This window comes from Streptomyces sp. NPDC006207, assembly GCF_040613835.1.
Classification (GTDB): Bacteria; Actinomycetota; Actinomycetes; order Streptomycetales; family Streptomycetaceae; genus Actinacidiphila.
On the sequence record NZ_JBEXSX010000069.1, the window covers coordinates 1 to 744 of the forward strand.

At 71.4% G+C, this 744-nt stretch carries 1 rRNA gene and 1 pseudogene; both read left to right on the forward strand.

Annotated elements, in window-relative coordinates:
• A 5S ribosomal RNA gene (rrf, locus tag ABZ312_RS37185) occupies positions 1-88 on the forward strand; the annotation flags it as partial.
• Between the two features lie 305 nt (positions 89-393).
• Positions 394-744: pseudogene (locus ABZ312_RS37190) on the forward strand (hypothetical protein); the annotation flags it as partial.

A 744-nucleotide genomic window follows, 5' to 3' on the forward strand; every position in this document is an offset into this window, starting at 1 on the left:
CGGTTACATTCCGAACCCGGAAGCTAAGCCTTTCAGCGCCGATGGTACTGCAGGGGGGACCCTGTGGGAGAGTAGGACGCCGCCGAACAATCTTTGTGGACCCTCGGTCCTGGCCAAAGCGCTGGGACCGGGGGTCCTTTTGTTTTTTAGCGTGGTGCCCAGTTCGCGAACTGGTACGAGAGACTGGCACTACGGCAGCACAAACGACAGGAGTCACGTCGATGTCCAACTCGCCCGAGGAACGGCCTGATCGGCCTGAGCGGCGCGCTCCGCGCCAGGGCGGCGACCGGGGTGGATACCGCAGCGGCGGCCCCCGGCGCGAAGGCGACCGGGCCGGCGGCGGTTACCGCCGCGACGACCGGCCGCGTGGGCGGTCCGAGGACCGGGGTCGTGATGACCGGCGTGACGACCGCGGTGGGCCCCGTCGCGACGACCGGCCGCGTGATGACCGGCGCGATGACCGCGGTGGGCCCCGTCGCGACGATCGCCCGCGGTACGACCGTCCCCGTGAGGATCGTCCCCGTGACGACCGGCCGCGCTATGACCGTCCCCGTGAGGACAGGCCTCGTGTGGACCGGCCCCGTGACGACCGTGGTGGGCCCCGTCGCGACGACCGCGGTGGCTTCCGTCGTGATGACCGTCCCCGTGAGGACCGGCCTCGTGTGGACCGGCCGCGGGATGACCGTGGTGGGCCCCGTCGCGACGACCGGCCGCGCTACGACCGTCCCCGTGAGGATCGTCCCC